General features: G+C 74.6%; 22 protein-coding genes. 9 read left to right on the forward strand and 13 right to left on the reverse strand.

All coding sequences use genetic code 11. The annotated features are described in order from the left end of the window. Positions 1-93: 93 nt before the first annotated feature. Together KYT88_RS10655 and KYT88_RS10660 are read right to left on the reverse strand one after the other, a co-directional pair. Positions 94-2370, reverse strand: coding sequence for a HelD family protein (locus tag KYT88_RS10655; protein WP_182480749.1), 2277 nt, complete (start codon positions 2368-2370; stop codon positions 94-96). Between the two features lie 103 nt (positions 2371-2473). Next, the gene (locus tag KYT88_RS10660; protein ID WP_043582829.1) at positions 2474-2962 is read right to left on the reverse strand and encodes a VanZ family protein; all 489 of its coding nucleotides are present in this window, start codon (positions 2960-2962) and stop codon (positions 2474-2476) included. A 243-nt stretch (positions 2963-3205) separates the two neighbouring features. Between KYT88_RS10660 and KYT88_RS10665 the strand changes: the two genes are divergently transcribed. Continuing rightward, positions 3206-4465 carry a cobalamin-independent methionine synthase II family protein gene (locus KYT88_RS10665; RefSeq protein ID WP_043582828.1) on the forward strand — a complete coding sequence of 420 codons (1260 nt, stop codon included), beginning with the start codon at positions 3206-3208 and terminating at the stop codon, positions 4463-4465. 13 nt (positions 4466-4478) lie between these two features. On the opposite strand, the gene KYT88_RS10670 is transcribed toward KYT88_RS10665, so the two are convergent. After that, positions 4479-5006 carry an adenine phosphoribosyltransferase gene (locus tag KYT88_RS10670; RefSeq protein WP_043582827.1) on the reverse strand — a complete coding sequence of 176 codons (528 nt, stop codon included), beginning with the start codon at positions 5004-5006 and terminating at the stop codon, positions 4479-4481. Positions 5007-5078: 72 nt separating this feature from the next. On the opposite strand from KYT88_RS10670, the gene KYT88_RS10675 reads away from it, so the two are divergent. Beyond that, a complete protein-coding gene (locus tag KYT88_RS10675) occupies positions 5079-5549 on the forward strand; it encodes a hypothetical protein (RefSeq protein ID WP_043582825.1) in 471 nt (156 codons plus the stop codon). A gap of 99 nt (positions 5550-5648) precedes the next feature. Continuing rightward, positions 5649-6380, forward strand: a complete 732-nt coding sequence (locus KYT88_RS10680; protein ID WP_043582822.1) for a M50 family metallopeptidase — start codon at positions 5649-5651, stop codon at positions 6378-6380. A gap of 71 nt (positions 6381-6451) precedes the next feature. On the opposite strand, the gene KYT88_RS10685 is transcribed toward KYT88_RS10680, so the two are convergent. From KYT88_RS10685 to KYT88_RS10705, 5 genes are read right to left on the reverse strand one after another with little or no spacing between them, the layout of a single operon-like run. Continuing rightward, entirely contained in the window at positions 6452-7285 is an 834-nt protein-coding gene (locus tag KYT88_RS10685; protein WP_043582820.1) for an aldo/keto reductase, read from the reverse strand. 22 nt (positions 7286-7307) lie between these two features. Continuing rightward, positions 7308-7922, reverse strand: a complete 615-nt coding sequence (locus KYT88_RS10690; protein WP_043582818.1) for a signal peptidase II — start codon at positions 7920-7922, stop codon at positions 7308-7310. 9 nt (positions 7923-7931) lie between these two features. After that, complete coding sequence (locus KYT88_RS10695) at positions 7932-8459, reverse strand: hypothetical protein (protein WP_043582816.1); 528 nt, start codon at positions 8457-8459, stop codon at positions 7932-7934. A 49-nt stretch (positions 8460-8508) separates the two neighbouring features. Then, a complete protein-coding gene (locus KYT88_RS10700; RefSeq protein ID WP_012038747.1) occupies positions 8509-9075 on the reverse strand; it encodes a type 1 glutamine amidotransferase domain-containing protein in 567 nt (188 codons plus the stop codon). Positions 9076-9128: 53 nt separating this feature from the next. Beyond that, a complete protein-coding gene (locus tag KYT88_RS10705) occupies positions 9129-10031 on the reverse strand; it encodes an SMP-30/gluconolactonase/LRE family protein (protein ID WP_043582813.1) in 903 nt (300 codons plus the stop codon). Positions 10032-10276: 245 nt separating this feature from the next. On the opposite strand from KYT88_RS10705, the gene KYT88_RS10710 reads away from it, so the two are divergent. The 5 genes from KYT88_RS10710 (at position 10277) to KYT88_RS10730 (ending at position 13937) form a co-directional block, all read left to right on the forward strand. Then, a complete protein-coding gene (locus KYT88_RS10710) occupies positions 10277-10837 on the forward strand; it encodes a Dps family protein (protein ID WP_043582812.1) in 561 nt (186 codons plus the stop codon). 108 nt (positions 10838-10945) lie between these two features. Continuing rightward, positions 10946-11743, forward strand: coding sequence for an SDR family NAD(P)-dependent oxidoreductase (locus tag KYT88_RS10715; RefSeq protein ID WP_043582811.1), 798 nt, complete (start codon positions 10946-10948; stop codon positions 11741-11743). Then, complete coding sequence (locus KYT88_RS10720; protein ID WP_043582809.1) at positions 11743-11952, forward strand: hypervirulence associated TUDOR domain-containing protein; 210 nt, start codon at positions 11743-11745, stop codon at positions 11950-11952. Before KYT88_RS10715 ends, KYT88_RS10720 begins: the two co-directional genes overlap by 1 nt. An 81-nt stretch (positions 11953-12033) precedes the next feature. After that, complete coding sequence (locus KYT88_RS10725; RefSeq protein ID WP_043582807.1) at positions 12034-13278, forward strand: sensor histidine kinase; 1245 nt, start codon at positions 12034-12036, stop codon at positions 13276-13278. Further along, on the forward strand, positions 13275-13937 hold the full coding sequence (locus KYT88_RS10730; protein ID WP_012038753.1) for a response regulator: 663 nt from the start codon (positions 13275-13277) through the stop codon (positions 13935-13937). Before KYT88_RS10725 ends, KYT88_RS10730 begins: the two co-directional genes overlap by 4 nt. Before the next feature lie 34 nt (positions 13938-13971). Here KYT88_RS10730 and KYT88_RS10735 read toward each other — a convergent pair whose 3' ends face one another. The 5 genes from KYT88_RS10735 to KYT88_RS10755 form a co-directional block, all read right to left on the reverse strand. Then, on the reverse strand, positions 13972-15357 hold the full coding sequence (locus KYT88_RS10735; RefSeq protein ID WP_043582805.1) for a D-alanyl-D-alanine carboxypeptidase/D-alanyl-D-alanine-endopeptidase: 1386 nt from the start codon (positions 15355-15357) through the stop codon (positions 13972-13974). A 157-nt stretch (positions 15358-15514) separates the two neighbouring features. Next, positions 15515-16147 carry a recombinase family protein gene (locus KYT88_RS10740; RefSeq protein ID WP_043582803.1) on the reverse strand — a complete coding sequence of 211 codons (633 nt, stop codon included), beginning with the start codon at positions 16145-16147 and terminating at the stop codon, positions 15515-15517. A gap of 87 nt (positions 16148-16234) precedes the next feature. Next, on the reverse strand, positions 16235-16513 hold the full coding sequence (locus KYT88_RS10745; protein ID WP_012038756.1) for a DUF3072 domain-containing protein: 279 nt from the start codon (positions 16511-16513) through the stop codon (positions 16235-16237). Between the two features lie 126 nt (positions 16514-16639). Beyond that, complete coding sequence (locus KYT88_RS10750) at positions 16640-17845, reverse strand: PrsW family intramembrane metalloprotease (RefSeq protein ID WP_043582801.1); 1206 nt, start codon at positions 17843-17845, stop codon at positions 16640-16642. A 123-nt stretch (positions 17846-17968) separates the two neighbouring features. Next, a complete protein-coding gene (locus KYT88_RS10755) occupies positions 17969-19405 on the reverse strand; it encodes an FAD-binding oxidoreductase (protein ID WP_043582799.1) in 1437 nt (478 codons plus the stop codon). Positions 19406-19463: 58 nt separating this feature from the next. Between KYT88_RS10755 and KYT88_RS10760 the strand changes: the two genes are divergently transcribed. Beyond that, positions 19464-20399, forward strand: coding sequence for a DNA-3-methyladenine glycosylase family protein (locus KYT88_RS10760; RefSeq protein WP_051629152.1), 936 nt, complete (start codon positions 19464-19466; stop codon positions 20397-20399). Positions 20400-20407: the final 8 nt, after the last annotated feature.

Here is a 20407-nt window from a genome sequence, read left to right on the forward strand (position 1 = left end):
CCTCCGCGCGTGCGGGCCCCGATGCCACTTGTCTTCATAGTGTTCACGCGAGCGCCGCGCCCTGGTCCGAGAGGCGTCGCGCGGTGCCGCGGATCAGGCGGCGAAGCTCGTGGACGTGACGATGTGCAGGCGCTGCGTCGGCCGCGTCATCGCGACGTAGAGGCCGGCGGCGCCGCGCGAGGTGTGCGCGAGGATCTCGTCGGGCTCCGCGATGACGACGACGTCGAACTCCAGGCCCTTGGCCTCCTGCGAGCCGAGCACGGCGATGGGCCGGCCGAGGCCGCCCACGCCGATGCCGACCGCGGATCCGAACCGCTCGGCGAGCGCGCGGTGCAGCTCCTCGACGCGGTCGTCGCGCGCGATGACCGCGAGCGTGCCCTGGTCGCCGCCCTCGCGCTCCTCGTCCACGACGTCGACGACGGCGGAGACGACCTCGTCGGCCGCGACCTCGACCGTGTCGATGGGGTGGTCGCCCTCGCGGACGGCGCGCGAGCGCGTGACCGGGAGGCCGTGCGCGATGGCCATGCGCTCGGCCGCCTCGGCGATCCGGGCGGGCGTGCGGTAGTTGACGGTGAGCTCCTCGAGGCGCCACTCGCGGCCGAGCACCGGCCCGAGCGCGTCCTGCCAGCTCGTGACGCCGACCGCGGAGCTCGCCTGCGCGACGTCGCCCACGATCGTGAAGGAGCGGAGCGGGCAGCGGCGGAGGAGCACGCGCCACTGCATGGGGCTGAGCTCCTGCGCCTCGTCGACCACGATGTGGCCGTAGGTCCAGGTGCGGTCGGATGCGGCGCGCTCCGCGGTCGTGCGCCGCGCGGCCTGCTCGGCGAAGCCCTCGGCGAGGCGCTCGGCCGTGACCATGCCGCCGACGCCCATGTTCTCGATGGCCTGCTCGGCGTTCTCGATGTCGCGGAGGCGCTGCTGCTCGCGCTCGCGGGCGCTCGCGTCGGCCTGCGCGCTGAACTCGCCGAGGAGCTCGGCCGCCTCGTCGAGCAGCGGCACGTCGGCGATCGTGAAGGGCGCGTCGCGGTCGCGGCGGAGGAGCGCGCGCCGCTCCGGGCTCCAGCGCGGTGTGAGCGAGGCGAGCCAGTTCGGGCGCGCGAAGAGGTCCTGGATCAGCTTCTCGGGGGTGAGCGGCAGCCACGCGGTGTTGAGCGCGACCTTCACGTCGTACGAGGTGCGGAGGTCCTCGCGGAGCATGGCGAGGTCGCTGTCGTCGAGGGCGCTGCCGTTGCGGCGCATCTGCGACGCGAGGACCTGGGCGAGGGATCCGAGGGCGGCCTTGTTGAAGACCACGCGCGCCTCGTTGTGCGGCTTCCTGCTGTCCTGCGCGCGGCGGAGCGCGTTCGCGACGAGCGACGGCTCGAGCACGATGCGCTCGCCGTTGACGTCGAGCGTGACGGCCTCGGTCGGGACGACCTGCCGCGAGCGCACGGCGCGCTGCAGGAGCCCGGCCATCTCGGCGGATCCCTTCACGGCCGCGACCTCGGGCGCGTCCTCCCCCGCGGCGTCGATGCCCGGGTAGAGCTGCCCGACGCTGGCGAGCACGACGCCCGTCTCGCCGAGCGACGGCAGCACGGCCTCGATGTACTGGAGGAAGGAGTGGCTCGGCCCGACGACGAGCACGCCCGAGGACGCGAGCCGGTCGCGGTGCGAGTAGAGGAGGTACGCCGCGCGGTGCAGCGCGACCGCGGTCTTGCCGGTGCCCGGCCCGCCCTGCACGACGAGCACGCCGCGGAGGTCGGAGCGGATGATGCGGTCCTGCTCGGCCTGGATGGTGGCGACGATGTCGTTCATCCGGCCGGTGCGCCCCGCGGCGAGCGCGGCGAGCAGCGCGCCCTCGCCCTGGAGGCTGGTGCGGCCCTCGTCGAGGAGCGTGGGGTCGAACACCTCGTCCTCGACGTGCACGACCTCGCGGCCGTGCGTCGTGAGGTGGCGGCGGGCGCGGGCGCCGAGCGGGGTCGCGGCGGTGGCCTGGTAGAAGGCGCTCGCCTGGGGCACGCGCCAGTCGAGCAGCAGCGGCTGGAGGTCGTCGTCACGAAGGCCGATGCGGCCGATGTACCGGTAGACGGGATCCCCGTCGCCGACGGCCCGCGCGGGAGCACCGTCGTGCGGCTCGTCCTCCGGCAGGTGGCCGTCCTCGAACTCGAGGCGGCCGAAGACGAGGCGCTCGTCGACCTCGCGGAGCGCCTGCAGGCGGTCCTCGTAGATGCGGGCGAACGCGTCGCGCTCGGAGCGGTTCTGGTGCGTTCCGCCGGTGGGGCTGTCCCGCACCGCCGTCAGCTGATCACGGGTCTCGGCCCGCACCGCGTCGAGTCGTCCGTAGAGGCGGGTGACGTACGCCCGCTCGCGCTCCAGCTCCGTACCGGCCACCTGCACACCCCTTGGAATCCGGCGTCAATCCTATCGAGCCGAGGGGGCCTCCCCTGACCGTGGGTGCCCCCGACGACGGCGGCGCGCGACGGCCGACGTCGGGTCAGCGGCGCGTGCCGACGAGGCGCTGCGGGCCCGTGGTAACTGGCTGCGGGCGCCGGCGGAGCGCGCGGCGGCGGGCGTTCTCGGAGCGGGCCGTGAGGATCAGGACCACCACGACGCCGACGAGGGCGCCGAGGCCGTTGTGCACGATGTCGCGGACGTCGGAGACGCGGGTGGGCAGGAACGCCTGCGCGGTCTCGATCAGCGCCGAGAGGCCGACGCCGAGCGCGATCGCGAGCCACCAGCGCGACCGGCCGAGGAGCAGCACGAGGAACATGCCGACGGGCACGAACATCGCGACGTTGGCGGCGCCCTCGACGGCGGAGTACGTGATCCACGAGGTGCCGTCGTGCCGGTGGAGCGCGCGGAGGGCGCGGAAGAGGTAGCCGTCGATGCGGCGGTCGTAGGGCTCCGGCGACAGCGTGATCCACGCGACCAGGCCGAGGTACAGGGCCGTCGCGGTTCCGAGGACGGGGTGGCGGAGGAGCATCCGTCCATCATCCGGGCTCGCCCCTGTGCGCCGGATCCGCCGGAGGTGCCGGTTCCGTGACTCCCTGTTGCGGCCGACCCGTCCTCGCGGATGACCCGGTGGGACCATGTGCGTGCAGCGCATCCCGCGAAGCCTCGCGTCCCACCCGCATCCGCGGCCGGACACCGCCTGCGATCAGTTCCCGCTCGCCGCGGGCGGTCGTCCGAGGCCGCCCGACGGCACGAGAGACCCGCGGAGGTCCCCATGCTCGACAGCACCGACCGGATCCAGACGTCCCACGCCGGCAGCCTGCCGCGGACGGACGCGCTCATCGCCGCCAACGCGGCGCGCGCCGACAGCAGGAAGGCCGTGCTCGTCGGCGGCGACGCATCGGCCGCGCCGGCCCCCGCCCCGGCCGACGACGGCCTCGACGCCGTGCTCGCCGACGCGGTCGACGGCCTCGTCGCCCGCCAGCGCGAGGTCGGGATCACCGTGCCGGGCGACGGCGAGTACGGCAAGGCCATGTCGAGCGCGATCGACTACGGCGCCTGGTGGTCGTACTCGTTCCAGCGCCTGAGCGGGCTCGAGCTCGTGCCGGGCGGCCCGTTCTCCTCGGAGCCCGTGCGCAGCTCGCCCGGGGACGTGCGGCTGACGACCTTCCCCGACCGCCGCGACTGGACGATCTTCGCCGACGCCTACCGGGATCCGTCGAGCGGCATCACCGTGGGCGACGCGCCCATCGAGTTCCCGAGCGCCACCGGGCCCGTCTCCTACACGGGGCACGCCGCGATCCAGGCCGACATCGCGCACCTGAAGCACGCCCTCGACGCGAACGGGTACGAGGAGGGCTTCATCACCTCCCTCTCCCCCGGCAGCGCCTCGCGCATCGGCAACCTGCACTACGCGACCGAGGAGGAGTTCATCTGGGCCTGCGCGGACGCGATGCGCGAGGAGTACGTCGCGATCATCGACGCGGGGCTAGTGCTGCAGATCGACGACCCGTCCATCGCGGAGAACTGGGACCAGATCAACCCGGAGCCGAGCGTGGAGGACTACCTGGCGTTCACGCGGATCCGCGTGGAGGCGCTCAACCACGCGCTGCGCGGGCTGCCACAGGAGCGGATCCGCTTCCACCTCTGTTGGGGCTCGTGGCACGGGCCGCACACGACCGACATCGAGTTCCGGCACCTGGTGCGGACGATGCTCGAGATCGACGCGGGCGCGTACTCGTTCGAGGGCGCGAACGCGCGGCACGAGCACGAGTGGCGCGTGTGGGAGGACGTGGAGCTGCCCGACGGGAAGCTCATCGTGCCGGGCGTGGTCGGGCACGCGACCAACGTGGTCGAGCACCCGGAGCTCGTGGCCGACCGGATCGAGCGCTACGCGCGGCTCGTGGGCCGGGAGCGCGTGATCGCGTCGACCGACTGCGGGCTCGGCGGGCGGATCCACCCGCAGATCGCGTGGGCGAAGCTCGAGAGCCTGGCGCAGGGCGCGGAGATCGCGACCCGGCGGCTCTGGAGCTGATCGCGCGGGCGGGTCAGAGCGAGAGGATCGCGTGCACGTCGTGGCCGGCCAGGCGCGCGCGGCCGCCGAGGTCCGCGAGCTCCAGCACCACGCCGATCCCGGCGACCTCGTAGCCGGCGCGCTCCAGCAGGCGCGCGGCCGCCTCGAGGGTGCCGCCGGTGGCGAGGACGTCGTCGAGGAGCAGCACGCGGGATCCGGGCGCCAGCTGGCCCGGGTGGAGCTCGATGGCCGCCTCGCCGTACTCGAGCGCGTAGGTCTCGCGGAGCACCTCGCCGGGCAGCTTGCCTGCCTTGCGCACCGCGAGCGTGCCGACGCCGGACGCGTAGGCGGCGGCCGCCGCGAGCAGGAAGCCGCGCGCCTCGACGCCCGCGACGGCGTCGACCGGTCCGCCTGCGGCCACGAGGTCGTCGACCACGGCGCGGAGGCCGGCGCCGTCGGCGAGCACGGGCGTGAGGTCGCGGAACAGGATCCCCGGCTGCGGGAAGTCGGGGACGGTGAGCAGGAGGGAGCGGACGAGGTCGGATGCGGGGGTCTCGGGCACCCGACAACGGTAGTCGGTGGCCGGGCGGCGGCGATCCGTCAGGCGGCCGGGAGCGCGCCCTATCGTGGAGCGATGCGCCCCTCCCGCCTCGCCGCCGTGTCCGTCGTCGCCGTCGCGGTCGGCGCCCTGTCCGCCTGCGCTCCGCCTGCCGTCGACCAGGGGGCGCTCGAGCGGTGGCACGCGGAGCGCGCCGCTCGCGGGGCCGACGACGGGAGCGTGACCGTGCTCACCTCGACCGCTCCCGCGGGCGCGACGGGAGACCGTGTCGGCGCCGACCTCGCCGCGCCCGTGATCCCGACCTCCCTGACGTTCGAGTGCTTCGGCGAGGGGACCGTCAGCCTGCAGGTCGACGGCGCCACGGTGGACGGATCGCGGAGCACCACGACGACGGTCGGCCCGCTCGACTGCGCGGACGGGCCGCACGAGCTCGACCCGACCTCGGTCGGCCGGACCGCGGTCGCCCGCGTCGGCGCGATCGGGTACCGCGCCGACCGGGACACCGCGTGGTCGCTCACGGTGCACGGGGATCCTGTCGGACCCTGACACGACCGCGGCGCCGGACGGGCGCTCCCCAGCGACGCGCTCCTAGGCTGGCGGCCGCGGTGGCACCCCGGCGCCGCGACCGCCACGGAGGAGCAGCCATTGGACCCCGTCGAGATCGTCCGCGACGTCGTCGCGCGCGCGACCGCCGTCGAGGCGCCGCTCGATGCGGGACCCGCGCTCGTCGCCGTCGCGCTCGCCGCGGTGCTCGTACTCCTGCCCGCCGCGTGGCGGCTCACCCGGCACGCGGTGACGATCGTGCACGAGGGCGGCCACGGCCTCGCGGCGACGCTGAGCGGACGGCGGCTCGCGGGGATCCGGCTGCACTCGGACACCTCGGGCCTCACCGTGAGCGTCGGCCGACCGCGCGGGCCCGGCATGGTGATCACGCTGCTGGCGGGCTACCCCGCGCCGGCGCTCGCGGGGCTGGGTGCCGCCTGGCTCGCAGGATCCGGTCGCTCGGCGGCCGTCCTGTGGCTCTGGCTGCTGCTGCTCGCCCTCGTCGTGATCCAGGTGCGCAACTGGTTCGGACTGTGGTCGTGCCTCGTCGCCGGCGTCGTGGTCGGCGTGGTGGCGGGCGCGGCCCCGATCGTCGTGCAGGGCGTCGCGGCGCACGCCCTCGCGCTGTTCTTGCTGCTCGGCGCGCTGCGGGCGACGCTCGAGCTGCAGCGGTCGCGGTCCCGACGGGGCGGCGGCGCGTCCGACGCGGACCAGCTCGGGCGGCTGACGCACCTGCCGGGGATCCTGTGGGTCGGCGTGCTCGTCGTCGTCGCGGCCGCGTGCCTCGTCGCGGGCGTCGTGCTGCTCGGGATCCCGGCGTTGCTCGGGCGCTGACCCGCCCCGCATAGGCCGCGGCCGCCGCGCCCCGGAGGGACGCGACGGCCGAGCGAGCCATGACGAGAGCGCTACATCTCCTCGTGCGTGTCCGGGTCGCCGTCCCAGAGGCGCGACTGCGGACCGGAGCCGATCGCGCGCACCTCCTCCTCGGTGAGCTCGAACCCGAAGACGTCGAGGTTCTGGCGCTGGCGCTCGGGATCCGTCGACCGCGGGATCGGCAGCGCGCCCGACTGGACGTGCCAGCGGAGCACGGCCTGCGTCGGGGTGACGCCGTGCGCCTCGGCGGCGGCGACGACGGCCGGGTCCTGCATGAGCTGCTCGCGCGTGCCGAGCGGGGACCAGCTCTCCGTCACGATGCCGTGCTCGGCGTGGAAGGCGCGGAGATCCGCCTGCGCGAACGTCGGGTGCAGCTCCACCTGGTTGACGACGGGCAGCACGCCCGTCTCGTCATGCAGGCGCGTGAGGTGCGCGGGCGTGAAGTTCGAGACGCCGATGGACCGGACGAGGCCGCGCTCCTTCAGCTCGACGAACGCGCGCCAGCTGTCGACGTACCTGTCGACGCTCGGGTTCGGCCAGTGGATGAGGTACAGGTCCACGTAGTCGACGCCGAGCGACGCGCGCGACTCCTCGAAGGACGCGAGCGTCTCGTCGTAGCCGTGGTGGCGGCCGGGCAGCTTGGTGGTGAGGAAGAGCTCCTCGCGGGGGACGCCGGAGCGGCGCATCCCCTCGCCCACCGCGGCCTCGTTGCCGTAGTTGAGGGCCGTGTCGAGCAGGCGGTAGCCGGCACCGATCGCGCCGGAGACGAGCTCGGCGCCCGCGTCGTCGTCCAACCCGTACGTGCCGAGGCCGATGGCCGGGATGCGGTTCCCGTCGGACAGTTCCAGTGTGGGGATCGTGGTCATCCCCTCACGCTACGCCGGGGCGTCAGGCGCGGTCGGTGGGCGCGGATCCGGTGTCGGGGGCCGAGGCGACGGCCGCGTCGTCCGCCTCCGCCTCGGCAGCCGCCTCGCGCGCGTCGGCCACGTGGTCGCGCCCGAACACGGTCGTGAGGGCCCACGCGATCATGCCGCAGACGGTGAGGATGTCGGCCACGTTGAACACGGCGAACCACTCGACGGCGATGAAGTCGACCACGTGGCCGGACAGCGGGCCGTCCTCCGCGCGCGTGATCCGGTCGAAGAGGTTGCCGAGCGCGCCCGCGAGCACGGCCGAGAGCAGCAGCACCTGCAGGAGCGACGCGCGGTGCCGGATCTGCCACCCGACCCACACCGCGAGGCCGAGCGCGAGCGCCATGATCCCGACGGTGAGCAGCGGCCCCACCTCGGCGCCCATGCCGAAGGAGACGCCCGGGTTGTAGACGAGAGCGAAGCGCGCTGTCGGGAACAGCGGGATGGTCTCGCCGCCGCCGAGGGCGTCGACGGCCCAGCGCTTGCTGAGCTGGTCGAGGACGAACCCGACGACCACCACGACGACCGCGAGCGCCACGACGACGGGGCGGGAGGTGCGGGGACGGCGTGCGGCGGCGGGTGCGGTGGTCACGCGACGAGCCTAGGCGGTGGTCGCGGCCGGATCCTCCGGGTCGCCGGCATCGGACGGCGCGATGGGCGCGGCGGCCGCCCGGTCGCGGATCCGCGTGGCCGCCTCCCGCGGGAACGTGCTGCGGACGAGGTGGCGGGTGCCGTCGGCCGACTCGATCGCGACCGCGGGGCCCGCGTCGAGCAGGATCGCCGCGCCGCCGCCCGGGAGCGATCGGACGCCGATGCCGCCGACGGTCCGCGGGCGGAGGTGGTCGACGACCGTGCAGTCCGCGACGGCGGAGTACGGGATCCGGATGCGCTTCAGCGGCACGAGCGCCACCTCGACCTCATCCGCGTCGAGCGTGATGCGGATCCGGAGCGAGCCGACGACGGCGCCAGCCGCCACCAGCAGGACGGCGACGACCACGCCGAGCGCGGAGCCCCCGGTGGCGATGAGGGCGACGAGGCCGACCACCGCGACCGCGAGCCCCACGATGCGGACGGCGCGCGGCGCCGGCGTGGTCTGGCGGAAGCGCGCGTCGGGTGAGGGCGTGGTCACGCCCTCACCCTAGGCGCGCGGGCCGTCCGGTCCGCGGTGCCGCGACGGGTCAGGCGTGCTGCTCGTCGTGCTCGCCCTCGGCGATCTCCTCGATCAGCTTCGCGTTGAACGCGGGCAGGTCGTCGGGGTTGCGGCTGGTGACGAAGCCGCTGTCGACGACGACCTCCTCGTCGACCCACTCGGCGCCCGCGTTGCGGAGGTCGGTGGCGAGGGTCGGGTACGAGGTCATGCGGCGGCCGTCGACCACGCCGGCCTCGATGAGGATCCACGGCGCGTGGCAGATGGACGCGACGGGCTTGCCCGCCGTGAAGAAGGCCTTGGCGAAGGCGACCGAGTCGGCGTCAACGCGGAGGTCGTCCGCGTTCACGACGCCGCCGGGCAGCACGAGGCCGTCGTAGTCGGCCGCGTCGGCGTCCTTCACCTGCACGTCCACGTCGAACGTGTCGGCCTTGTCGATGTGGTTGAGACCCTGCACCGTGTCCGACTTCGGGGACACGAGGACGGGCTTCCCGCCGGCCTCCTGCACGGCCTTCCACGGCTCCGTGAGCTCGACCTGCTCGAAGCCGTCCGTCAGCAGGAAGGCCACCGTGCGGCCCTGGATGCTCTCTCCGGTCATGTGCGTTCCTCCTCGTGAGAGTGTCGCCGCCCGGTCGGACGGCCTCCTCGACGCTACGCCCGCCGGGCGTCGTCGACCACGGTGCGGAAGACGTTCACGGGCCGCCCGGAGACGCCGGTGTCGATCGCGAAGACGCCGCCCGAGAGCGGGTGCTCCTCCAGCTGCTCCTCCGTGAGGTTCTCGCGCGCGGTGCCGATGACGAGGGTGCGGAGGTCGGGTCCGGCGAAGGCCACCGAGGTGACGTTCGGCGCCGGGATCGCGATCTCCAGGTCCTTCGTGCCGTCGGGCGCCCAGCGGACGACCTTGCCGCCGCCGTAGATCCCGTTCCACGCGTAGCCGTCGACGTCGAGGGTGAGGCCGTCGCTCATCTCGCCGTGGATCCAGCGCTCGAGCTCGCCGAGCTCGCCGTCGGCCGAGTAGGGGGCGCGGTAGACGGTCTGCGCGCCGGTGTCGGTGAGGATCATGGTCCGGCCGCCGTCGATCCACTCGAAGCCGTTGGTGACCGCGAAGCCGCCGAGGAGCGTGCGCAGGGCGCCGGATCCGTCGACGGAGTAGACGGCCCCGTCCGGTTCGCCCTCGGTGACGTCCATGGATCCGACGACGAAGCGGCCCGCGGGATCGACCTTCCCCTCGTTGAGGCGCATGCCGTCGTGGGCGTGCTCGACCCGGGCGAGCTCCCGCGTGATGCGGCCGGCGCGGTCGACCAGCACGATGCGGTCGCCGAGCCCCGCGACGAAGCCGCCGTCGTCGGCCGGCTGGAAGGACGCGAGCGGCGGGGGCAGCTCGAGCACGGTGTCGTCGGATCCGTCGGCCGCGCCCTCCCACGGGCTGCGGTGCAGCGTGCCCGCGGTGATGTCGTTCCACATCACGTCGCCGGCCGGATCCCACCAGAGGCTCTCGACGAGGATCGCGCGGGCGTCGCGCAGGACGCGGAGGTCGGAGGTGATGGCGGTCATGGATCCAGCCAAGCACCGGGAGCGCGGGTCGTCCGAGGAGCGAAGCGAGGACCCGCGTCGCTGGGCGCGGACTGTGAGCCCACTCATCGTTCGTGCGACGAGCAAGCTGCGGGCGTACCGTCGAAGACGAGGTCGGACGACGCGCGAGAGCGCGCCCGGCCAGCAGGGGCAGGATCCCACCGGACGCCGCCCCGCACGGATCGGGAACCCCCGACCCCACGAACGAACAGAACGAGGAGTCGCACATGACCACGACCGTCGAACGCCCCACCAGCGCATCCGAGAAGGCCACCCAGCCCGAGGGCTCCAAGCCCACCAAGCGCCAGAACGCCGAGCGGGGCTTCAAGGCCTCCGAGCAGCTGCACGAGAACATGCAGAAGGTGCTCGTCGACCTGATCGAGCTGCACATCCAGGGCAAGCAGGCGCACTGGAACGTCGTCGGCAAGAACTTCCGCGACCTGCACCTCCAGCTCGACGAGATCATCGACTCGGCGCGCGAGTTCAGCGACGACCTGGCCGAGCGCATGCGCGCCCTGCACGCCACGCCGGACGGCCGCAGCGACACGGTCGCCGAGACCACGACGCTCCCCGAGTACCCGCAGGGCGAGGTCGACACGGCCGAGACCGTGGACCTCGTCACCCAGCGCCTCGAGGCCGCCGTGCACACCATGCGCGAGGTGCACGACGACGTCGACGAGGAGGACCCGACCACCGCGGACCTGCTGCACGGCTTCATCACCGCGCTCGAGCAGTACGCGTGGATGGTCTCCGCGGAGAACCGCCGCGTCGGCTCGGTCGCGAAGTAGCACCGCTCCACCACCGAGGGCCGCACCACCAGGTGCGGCCCTCGTCGCGTCCGCGGACGCATCGGACGATCAGCATCGACCGCCCCACGGGGCAGTGAGGAGACCGAGATGGACCTCGGGATCACAGGCAAGACCGCGCTCATCACGGGCGCCGACTCGGGGATCGGGTGGGAGACCGCCCGCATCCTCCTCGCCGAGGGCGCGACCGTCGTCCTCAGCGACCAGGACCAGGGATCGCTCGACGAGGCCGCCGCGCAGCTCGACGGCGGCGACCGCGTCCACGCGTTCGCGGCCGACGTGACGAGCGTCGAGTCGCTCGCCGCGCTGCACGACAAGGTGCAGGAGGCGGTCGGCGACATCGACATCCTCGTGCAGTCCGCGGGCATCACCGGCGCGCAGGGCCTCTTCCACGAGATCGACGACGAGGGCTGGACGAACACGATCGAGGTCGACCTGCTCGGTCCCGTGCGCCTGGTGAAGCAGTTCCTCCCGTCGCTCCGGAAGGGCGGCTGGGGCCGGATCGTGTTCCTGGCCTCCGAGGACGCCGTGCAGCCGTACGACGACGAGCTCCCCTACTGCGCCGCCAAGGCCGGGATCCTGGCGCTGTCGAAGGGCCTGTCCCGCAGCTACGCGAAGGAGGGCCTGCTCGTGAACGCGGTCTCGCCCGCCTTCATCCACACGCCCATGACGGACGCGATGATGGAGAAGCGCGCCGACCAGCTGGGCACCTCGAAGGACGACGCGATCGAGTCGTTCCTCGACGAGGAGCGCCCATACATGGAGCTCAAGCGCCGCGGCGAGCCCGCCGAGGTCGCCAACGTGGTCGCGTTCCTCTGCTCCGACCTCGCGTCGTTCGTGAACGGGTCCAACTACCGCGTCGACTCCGGATCGGTGGCGACGATCTGATGGCCGGCCTCTCGAAGGGCGACCACGTCACCTGGAACACGCCCCAGGGCGAGACCCACGGCGAGGTCGTCGAGGAGAAGACGAAGGACTTCCAGCACGACGGGCAGCACTTCACCGCGTCGAGCGACGAGCCCGCGTACATCGTGGAGAGCGACAAGTCCGGCAAGACCGCAGCCCACAAGGGATCCGCGCTGACGAAGAAGAAGTAGGCACGCGCTCCCCCGCGGGTACCGGCGACCGGTACCCGCGGGGGGCGACCCGCCCGCGGGGCCGCGCCTAGGCTGTGGCCGATGGACACCGGGACCGCCGCCACGACGCGCTCGACGTCGACGCGGGCGCCCCGGCACCGCGACGGCATCGAGCTCTTCGTGGACGCGGTCGTCGGCCTCGTGCTCGCGGGCCTCGCCCTCAAGCCGCCGGTGGATGTCCAGGAGGCGGGATTCCCCGTCGCCGGGCTCGTGCTCCTGGCCGTCGCCGTCCGCTCGGTGTTCCCGGGGGCGGCGCTCGCGCTGGCCTGGGTGATGGCGCTGGCGCAGTGGCAGCTGGGCGAGCGGCCCGGCTTCGCGGACCTCGCGCTGCTGCTGGTCCTGTACTCCACCGCCCGGCGGGGATCCCGGGCGACGGCCGTGCTCGGCCTCGCCTCCGCGCTCGTCGGCGGCGCCATGGCCACGGTGTACCTGCTGCACACGGGTGCGCGCTACTCGCTCCTCATCAGTCCCGGCGGCATCGGCGCCGTGATCTTCGTGCTGGCACCGGTCCTGATGCTGCTCCTCGCGTGGCTGACCGGCCTCGTGGTGCGCGTGATCCGCTCCCGCACCGCCGAGTCGCGCCTGCGGGTCCAGGCGGAGGACACCGCGGTGAAGGCCGTCGACCTCGCGCAGGCCGAGACGCTGCGGGCGAGCATGGCGCGCGACGTGCACGACATCGTCGGGCACTCGCTCGCGGTGATCATCGCGCAGGCCGACTCCGTGCAGTTCCTCGACGACGAGGAGCGGATCCGCGGGGTGTCCGCCACCATCGCCGACACCGCCCGCCGCTCGCTCGCCGAGGTGCGCGAGGTGCTGAGCGGCACCAGCACGGCCGACGCCGACGACGGGCCCGAGGACCTCGACGCGGTCGTCGCGCAGGTGCGGGCCGCGGGCGTCGACCTCGCGCACGAGGTGCGCGGCGTGCGCCGGCCCGTGGATCCCGCGCGCCAGGTGGTCATCCGCCGCGTCGCGCAGGAGATGACGACCAACGCGATGCGCCACGGCGAGCCGGGCGGACGGATCCGCCTGCGCGAGACCTGGCGGACCGCCGACGTCGTGCTCGAGGTCGAGAACCCGGTGGCCCTCCGCGGGCCCGCGCCCGACCGCGCCGACCCGCTCGGGCTGGGCGCGTTGCGCGTCGGCACGGGGGTCGAGGGCATGCGCGCCCGGCTCGCCGCCGTCGGCGGCGACCTCGAGGCCGAGCCCGTCGACGACCTGTTCACCGCCCGCGCCCGCATCCCCCTGCCTGCCGCCCACCCCATCGCCGTGCCAGGAGGCCGCCCGTGATCCGCATCGTGCTCGTCGACGACCAGGAGCTGTTCCGCGGCGGCGTGCGCGTCGCCCTCGACGCCCAGCCCGACCTCGAGGTCGTCGGCGAGGCCGGCGACGGGCGGCAGGGGCTCGCCGTGATCGACGAGGTGCGGCCCGACGTCGTGCTCCTCGACATGCGCATGCCCGTGATGGACGGCCTCGAGACCGTGCGCGCGCTCTTCGACGGCACCCGCGACGCTCCGCCGCGCGTGATCGTGCTGACGACCTTCGCGCTCGACCGCGCGTCGGCCACGGCGATCCGCGGCGGCGCGAGCGGCTTCCTGCTCAAGGACGCGACGCCCGCCTTCCTCGCCGCCGCGATCCGCGCCGTGCACGCGGGCAGCGCCGTCCTCGCGCCGGACGAGCTCACGCAGCTGTTCACCTCGGATGCGACGGCCGCCCCCGCTCCCCCGGCGCCGCCCGCGTTCCGGTCCCTGAGCGCGCGCGAGAAGGACGTCTTCGGGCACGTCGCGCGCGGGCTGTCGAACGCGGAGGTCGCGGCGCTCGAGTTCGTCAGCGAGTCGACCGTGAAGACGCACGTGAGCAGCATCCTCGCCAAGCTCGCGCTCCGGGATCGCGTGCAGCTCGTCGTGTACGCGCACGACCACCGGCTCGTGGAGCGCGCCGGGTCCTAGCCGGCGTCCGTCCTCCGCGTGCGCCTGTGGCGGATCAGCCCCCGAGCGCGCCTCCGCAGCGGTGCAGGTCGGTCGCGAGGGCGTCGATCTCGGCGCGGGCGGACTCCGCGGGGACGGACGGATCCACGTCCTCCGCCCAGATGGTGAAGGCCACCTCGGTGCCGTCCTCCGCGTCGGCGATGCCGGTGAGGCCGTGCATCCGCTCGAGCGTGCCCGTCTTGCCGCGGATCCGGCCGGCCGCCGCGTCCGCCTCGCCCGTGAAGCGGCCGCCCTCGGTGAGCGTGCCGGTGCGACCGGCGACGGCGAGCCCGGCGTCGACGATGGCGAGGTCCCCGCGGTGCTCGGCGATCCGCACCATGAGCCGGGTGAGGAGCGCGGCCGGGACGCGGTTCGCGTCCGACAGGCCGGAGCCGTCGACCAGGACCACCCCGTCGGTCGGCAGGTCGAGGTCGGTGAGGGCGGCGGGCGTGCCGCGCTGGATGTCCGCGGCGGCGCTGCCCGCGCCCGTCTCGATCGCGACCAGCCGCGCGAGGGTCTCGGCGAGCGTGTCGTCGGAGTGGGTGAGCATGTAGCCGACGAGGTCGCGCACCGGCGCGGACTCCACGGTGCCGAGCACGGCGGATCCGGACGTCGCGGTCACGAGCGGGCCGTCGGCCGCGACGTCGTCGCCGAGGAGAGCCGCGAAGGCGTCCGCGGCACGCGCGACGGCCTTCTCGCCGCGGCGCGAGTAGGGCTCCGCCGTGTCGTCGCGGTCGCCGTCGACCATGAGCGCCGTGATGTTCGACATGGACCCGCCGCGCCGCGCCTCGAGCGGCCACTCCGGCAGCCAGGCCGGCCCGGTGAACAGCCCGCTGTCGACCTGGAGGCGGCGGATTGGGACGCCGGCGAGGTCGGGATCGGCGCGGCGGGCGTCGAGCACCTGGCGCGCGAGGTCATCGAGGTGCGGGGCCTCCGGGTAGACGCCGTCGGTGCCGGACGGGAGGCGGCTGAGCGTGGGGTCGCCGCCGCCGACGAGGACGACCGTGTCGGCGCGCGCGCCCTGGACGACCCGGGTCGCGATGCGGCGGTCGGGGCCGAGCGCCTCGACGGCCGCCGCGGCGGTGAGGACCTTCATGGTGCTGGCGGTCGCGGCCGGCACGTCGGCGCGCACGTCGAGGAGGTCGCGCCCCGCGTCGCCGTCGACCGCCGCGGCGGAGAGGTGGAGCGTGCCGGTGGACCAGCCGGCCGTGAGCGCGTCGACCGTGCAGGACGCGGGATCCGCCGACGCGCCGCCCGCGGGTGACGGGAGGATCCCGGTGGCGAGCCCGACGCCGACCACCGCGGTCGCGACGACGGTCGCGAGCACCGCGTCGCGGCGACGGCGGACGGACCGGGATCTACCCGGCGGTCGTCGGGCGGGCGCGGGGCGGGATCCGGTCATGTCCCCAGGGTAGGAAACGGCCGGGCCTGGCACCTCGGCCGCGGGTGCCGACGCGCTCCGTCGCGGGGACGAGCCGGACGAGCGCGACGAGCGCGAGCGGCCCGAGCGCGAGCGGCCCGAGCGCGAGCGGCCCGAGCTGGCGCAGCCGGCCCTGGCATCAGCGCTGGATGCCGCCCTGGCGACCCGACTCGGCCCACGCCAGTGCGCGCGTGACGACGCGCTCGCTGACGTCGAGCACGCTCGCGATCTCCGCGGTGTCGCGCCCCTTCGAGCGCTCCTCGACCGCGATCTGCAGCTTCCGCCGGGTGATGCCCTTGGGCAGCGACGGGAGGGCCGGCGCGGCGGGCGGCGAGCTGTCGACCTCGGGGGGGCCCTCGGATGCGGATCGCGACGGCCGGTCGGCGGATCGCCTGCGATGCCGCTCGGCCTCCGTCGTCGCCTCCACGGTCGCGAGCGCGAGCGTGGCCGCGAACAGCCCGCGGCCGGCCGCGGTTCCGGCCTCCAGCCCGTCGCGGATGGCGCGGAAGGCGATGCCTCGTGCCTCGAGCCCGTTGAGGATCCGCACCACGTCGGCGGCGCCCGGCCCCAGCCGGTCGAGGCTCACGACGAGGAGCTCGTCGTTCTCGCGGAGGTAGTCGAGCGCGTCCTGGAGGCCGGGGCGCGGGGCCCTGCGTCCTCCCGCGACGTCGACGAAGATCCGCTCGCAGCCGGCCGCGTCGAGGGCGTCGACCTGGTCCTGGTACGGCTCCTCGGAGCGCGCGACGCGGACGTATCCGACGAGCGTGGTCATCCGTGCTCCCTCCCTGCGTGCGCCCCCGCGTCACGCGACGACGGACGGGCGCCCATTTGGCGCCCGCCCGTCCCGGTCATGCTGCGATCAGCTCGCGTCGTCGGACTGCGGCGACGCCGTGTCCTTCTTCTCCTGCAGGCGCTCGATCTGCTCGCTCGCCTCCGCCTTGTTGAGGTCGGCGGGGATCTCCTCGCCGGCCTGCGTGGCGAGCGAGTCGAGGTAGCTGCGCTGCGCGCCCGTCATCGGCTCGTCGCCCGTGACCCACGTGCTCGGGTCCTTCTCGGCGCTCTGCGGCGGCGTGGGGGTGGAGGAGCCGAGCATCTCCTTCTCGTCGCCGCCTGTGGTGTCCTGGTTCGCATCGCTCATGGTGGTGCCTCCTCGTGTCGCCTTCGACGCTACTCGCGACCGGCGACACCGGACGGGTGCCGGGTCGACCGCGACGCCGGGCGGCCAGCGCCGGGTCGCCGGCGCAGGATCGCCGGCGCCGGATCGCTAGCGCCGGCCGCCGCGCAGGAGCGCCTCGCGGTGCTCGGTGACGGCGCGCAGCAGGCGCCGCTCGTCGTCGAGGTGGCCGGCCTCCGAGCGCCCGGACGCGGCGGGTCGCTCCGAGAGCATCCGCTGGCGGGCGAACGCGAGCCGCGTGGCGTCGCGCGTGAACAGGCCCATCGCCCGGCCCGCCTCGCCGCCGCGCGTGCGCGCCCAGAGCCGGGCCCGACGACGCCCCTGCCAGGTGCTCAGCATCTCGACCTCGGCGGGCGTGAACCAGCCGACGGCCGCGTACTCCCGGAGGCGGCGGCGCGTGAGGTGGATCTCGTAGCGGCGCAGGAGGATCACGACGGTCACGAGGAAGGCGAAGATCGGCACCTGCAGCAGCACGTAGAAGGAGAGGAAGTCGCCCGTGATGGTGACGCCCGTGTTCCAGAGGGCGTGCAGCACGATCGCGCCGACCAGCCCGATCGCGCCGAACCCGAGCGCCGCACCCGGACCGCGGCGGGCCCCGTAGCCGATCGCGATGCCGGTGATCATCGTGAAGGTCACGTGCGCGAACGGCGAGAACAGGCCCCGCAGCACGAAGGTGCCGACGAGCGTGCCCGTCGTGCCGGAGACGAGCGGGCCGCCGAAGTAGACGATGTTCTCCGTGAAGGCGAAGCCGGCCGCGATGGTGGCGCCGTAGACGACGCCGTCCACCGGGCCGTCGAAGTGGCGGCGCGCGACCCAGAAGACGAGGAGCAGCCCGATCGCCTTGGCGGACTCCTCGACGACGGGTGCCTGGACGGCCAGCTGCAGGAACTCCGTGTAGCGCGTGGGCACGCCGATCGCGAGGCGCGCGTACTGCGCGACGAGGTCGAAGAGGAGCGCGATCGCCACCGACGCGGCCGCGCCCCACAGCAGCGCGAACAGCAGGGCGAGCCGCGGCTCGGGCTCCCAGCGGTCGACCCAGCGGATGGCGAGGAGGACGCCGGCGAGCGGGATCAGGGCGAGGAGCGCGCAGATCGCGACGGCCTGGATCCCGAGGCTGAGCACGAGGTAGGCCGCGACGACCAGGCCGACGAGCAGCAGCACCGCGACGCCCACGACGCCGAGCACGGCGGACGCGGTGATGCGCGACGACGCGTGCGGCGCGGGCAGCTCCATGGACGGCGGGGGCGAGGCCGGCGAGGGTCGGTGGACGGTCACGGGGATGGACGGGTCGGTCACGACGGCCCTCTCTTCGGCGGATCGGCTCCGCCAGCCTAGCGACGGGACCGGCCGCCGTGCGGGTCGGATCGGCGCGCGGACACGCGACCGGATGGGCGTCTGATCAGGCCGCCTTGCCGGGGTTCAGGCCGCCTTGCCCGGGTTGAGGATCCCCCGCGGATCGAAGACGCGGCGGATCCCGGCGGCCAGCCCCATGACGTCGTCGCCCAGCTCGTCGGCCAGCCAGCGCCGCTTCAGGAGCCCCACGCCGTGCTCGCCCGTGAGCGTGCCGCCGAGGTCCACGGCCGCGCGGAAGAGGAGGTCCGCCGCGCGCCAGACGTCGTCGGGGATGCCGGTCGCGTCGCCGTCGGGCGTCGTCGGGTCCTCCGGGATGCAGAAGTTCGGGTGCAGGTTGCCGTCGCCCGCGTGCGCCACGGTCGGGATCTGGAGGCCGGTCGCGCGCTCGATCTCGCGGATCCGCGTGAGCATGTCGGCGAGGCGCGAGCGCGGCACGGCGACGTCCTCGATGAGCACGCGGCCGCGGGCGGCGAGCGCCGGGTGGAAGGCGCGGCGGATCGCCAGGAGGCGCTCGCCCTCGTCGGCGTCGTCGGTGACATCGGCCGTGCCGCCGCCCGCGACGACGACCTCGACCACTCGCGCGGCCTCCTCGGCGGCGTCGGGGCCGTCGCAGCGCACGAGGAGGTGGGCGGATCCGCGGGTGGAGTGGTCGGTGCCGAGGAACGCGTCGATGGCCTCGAGCGCGCCGGCGTCGAGCAGCTCCATGGCGGCCGGCCGGATCCGCGCGGCCGTGATCGCGGAGGACGCGGCCGCCGCGGCGGTGGAGTCCGGGAAGAAGGCGGCGACGGTCGACGGCGTCGCGGTCGGCAGCGGGCGGAGCCGCACGGTCGCGCGCACGATGACGCCGAGCGTGCCCTCCGAGCCGATCATCAGCGCCGTGAGGTCGTAGCCCGTGACGCCCTTGACGGTGCGGTGGCCGGTGTCGATCACGCGGCCGTCGGCGAGCACGACCGTGAGCGCGAGCACGGCCTCGCGCGTCACGCCGTACTTGGCGCAGAGCAGGCCGCCCGCGTTGGTCGCGATGTTGCCGCCGATGGTGGAGATGGCCTTGCTCGCGGGATCCGGCGAGTACCAGAGGCCGAGCGGCTCGAGCCGCGCGTTGAGGTCGTCGTTGAGGACGCCGGGCTCCACGACCGCGAGCTCGTCGGCCTCGCTCACCTCGAGGATCCGGTCCATGCCACGCACCGACAGCACGATCTCGCCCGCGGTCGCCGTGGCGCCGCCCGCGAGGCCCGTGCCGGCGCCGCGCGTGACGACGGGGGTGCGGGTCGCGTGCGCGATGCGCAGCGTCTGGACGACGTGCGCCGCCTCGGTGGCGCGCACGACGGCGATCGGCGCGGCCGGGCTGCGGTAGCCGGACCGGTCGCCGCGCGCGTCGTCGAGGGAGGCGGGGTCGGTCGCGACGATGTCGCCGAGGGCCCGGACGAGCTCGGCGCGGACGGCGTCGGCGTCGGCGGCGGCGTCCGCGTCGGCGGAACGGGCGTGGACCACGTCGTCGATCATGCGATCCACCCTAGGTCGCGCGCCCGCCGCCGTCGGGGGCGTCGGGCAGGCTGGGCGCATGGACTCCCCCGGCGCCGTCGCGCACGTCGCCCGGACGGCGCTCGAGGTGCCCGCGCCCTTCGACGGCGGCGGCGTGATCCGCTTCCTCTCCTGGCACGCCGTCACGGGCGCCGAGGAGGGCGACGCGACGTTGTTCACGCAGTCCGCGCGACTCGCGCACGGCGCGGGGACGGTGACCGTGCGGCTCCTCGAGGCCGAGCCGGGCGATGACGCGGCATCGCGCGTCGAGGTCACCACCCGCGTCGAGGACGCCGCCGACGCCGCCGAGCTCCTCGCCGGCACGCGCCGCCTGCTCGGCCTCGACGTGGACGCCGCCCGCATCGACGCCGACCTCGCCCGCGACCCCGCGCTGGCCGCTGTCGTGCGCGCGACGCCCGGCCTGCGGATCCCCGGCACGCTGGATCCGCGGAGCACGCTCTTCCGCACCATCGTCGGCCAGCAGATCTCCGTCGCCTCCGCCCGCGCCACCCATGGCCGCATGACCGCCGACCTGGGCGAGGACCTGCCCGCGTCGGTGGCGCACGGATCCGTGACCCGGCTGCCGCCGACCGCCGCCCGCATCGCCCGCGACGGCGCCGAGCTGCTGCGGGGACCCGCCCGGCGCACGGCGACGCTGATCCGCATCGCCGAGGCGCTCGAGACCGGCGAGCTGGTGATCGAGCCCGGCATGCCGCGCGCGGAGCTCCGGGCGGCGCTCGTCGCGTTCCACGGCGTGGGCCCGTGGACCGCCGACTACGTCGCGATGCGCGCGCTGGGCGAGCCGGACATCCTGCTCTCCGGCGACCTCATCGTCCGCCGCGGCGCCGCAGCCCTCGGCCTCCCCGACGAGGCGCGCGCCCTCGACGCGCGCGCCGCCGCGTGGTCGCCGTGGCGCTCCTACGCGACGCTGCACCTCTGGCGCGTGATGACCGACGGGATGCCGGCCGCGAGCTGATCCGCCCG

The organism is Clavibacter sp. A6099 (assembly GCF_021919125.1).
Classification (GTDB): domain Bacteria; phylum Actinomycetota; class Actinomycetes; order Actinomycetales; family Microbacteriaceae; genus Clavibacter; species Clavibacter seminis.

Bases quoted from the DNA above. Each gene is read 5' to 3' on its own strand.
- KYT88_RS10660 (WP_043582829.1), bottom strand. From the start codon at position 2,962: ATGCTCCTCCGCCACCCCGTCCTCGGAACCGCGACGGCCCTGTACCTC.
- KYT88_RS10665 (WP_043582828.1), top strand. From the start codon at position 3,206: ATGCTCGACAGCACCGACCGGATCCAGACGTCCCACGCCGGCAGCCTG.
- KYT88_RS10675 (WP_043582825.1), top strand. From the start codon at position 5,079: ATGCGCCCCTCCCGCCTCGCCGCCGTGTCCGTCGTCGCCGTCGCGGTC.
- KYT88_RS10685 (WP_043582820.1), bottom strand. From the start codon at position 7,285: ATGACCACGATCCCCACACTGGAACTGTCCGACGGGAACCGCATCCCG.
- KYT88_RS10700 (WP_012038747.1), bottom strand. From the start codon at position 9,075: ATGACCGGAGAGAGCATCCAGGGCCGCACGGTGGCCTTCCTGCTGACG.
- KYT88_RS10705 (WP_043582813.1), bottom strand. From the start codon at position 10,031: ATGACCGCCATCACCTCCGACCTCCGCGTCCTGCGCGACGCCCGCGCG.
- KYT88_RS10710 (WP_043582812.1), top strand. From the start codon at position 10,277: ATGACCACGACCGTCGAACGCCCCACCAGCGCATCCGAGAAGGCCACC.
- KYT88_RS10715 (WP_043582811.1), top strand. From the start codon at position 10,946: ATGGACCTCGGGATCACAGGCAAGACCGCGCTCATCACGGGCGCCGAC.
- KYT88_RS10720 (WP_043582809.1), top strand. From the start codon at position 11,743: ATGGCCGGCCTCTCGAAGGGCGACCACGTCACCTGGAACACGCCCCAG.
- KYT88_RS10725 (WP_043582807.1), top strand. From the start codon at position 12,034: ATGGACACCGGGACCGCCGCCACGACGCGCTCGACGTCGACGCGGGCG.
- KYT88_RS10735 (WP_043582805.1), bottom strand. From the start codon at position 15,357: ATGACCGGATCCCGCCCCGCGCCCGCCCGACGACCGCCGGGTAGATCC.
- KYT88_RS10740 (WP_043582803.1), bottom strand. From the start codon at position 16,147: ATGACCACGCTCGTCGGATACGTCCGCGTCGCGCGCTCCGAGGAGCCG.
- KYT88_RS10745 (WP_012038756.1), bottom strand. From the start codon at position 16,513: ATGAGCGATGCGAACCAGGACACCACAGGCGGCGACGAGAAGGAGATG.
- KYT88_RS10755 (WP_043582799.1), bottom strand. From the start codon at position 19,405: ATGATCGACGACGTGGTCCACGCCCGTTCCGCCGACGCGGACGCCGCC.
- KYT88_RS10760 (WP_051629152.1), top strand. From the start codon at position 19,464: ATGGACTCCCCCGGCGCCGTCGCGCACGTCGCCCGGACGGCGCTCGAG.